Source organism: Chlorobium phaeovibrioides, from assembly GCF_003968655.1.
GTDB lineage: Bacteria > Bacteroidota > Chlorobiia > Chlorobiales > Chlorobiaceae > Chlorobium > Chlorobium phaeovibrioides.
This window is the reverse complement of record NZ_RXYK01000065.1, coordinates 1-525: the sequence shown is the minus strand read 5'-3', so window position 1 is coordinate 525 and position 525 is coordinate 1. Positions and strand designations below refer to the sequence as shown.

The 525-nt window shown below is 44.2% G+C and carries 1 protein-coding gene; it reads right to left on the bottom strand.

The genetic code is table 11. The features are described 5' to 3' along the window. Positions 1 to 414 (bottom strand): IS110 family transposase (locus tag EKD02_RS09960; RefSeq protein ID WP_148102985.1); only part of this gene is annotated, 414 nt, incomplete at its 3' end. Positions 415 to 525 lie beyond the last annotated feature (111 nt).

Here is a 525-nt window from a genome sequence, read left to right as displayed (position 1 = left end):
CAGATCCGCAACATTGGCGGCATCTTTACGATCATGCTTGTCCCAGCGATTGTCGAGTAACTCACGGTTCTGTTTGACTGCATTTCCCGATACCTGTACCAAATGTAATCCCTGTCGGATCAGATGCTCTGCTAATGGTTTGTGATAGTTTGCCGTAGGTTCTACCCCGAAAACCACCTGTTCGAATTGGTGCTTCACCCGCAACAGCTCCACTCTTGCTCTCAGTAGATCAAAACCCTCTTTGTTGTTCTGAAAAATCAGTTGCTTGCATAAAGTCGTGCCGTTAGCCGTACCCATGAACGCATAATGCTTCTCTTTGGCAATGTCAATTCCGACAATCAGATGTTTACTCGAACCCCGAATCTCGGTTCGCAATTGCCGATAAGCCGCCAGTCTTTCCGATTCTGATTGCATAAAATCCTCCATTTCAAAGGGTTACAATTCAATGGACTCCCTTTAATATTACAACAGGATATTATGAATCGTGCCCATTTGAGTACAAGCACTATATAACGTTGTTGAATA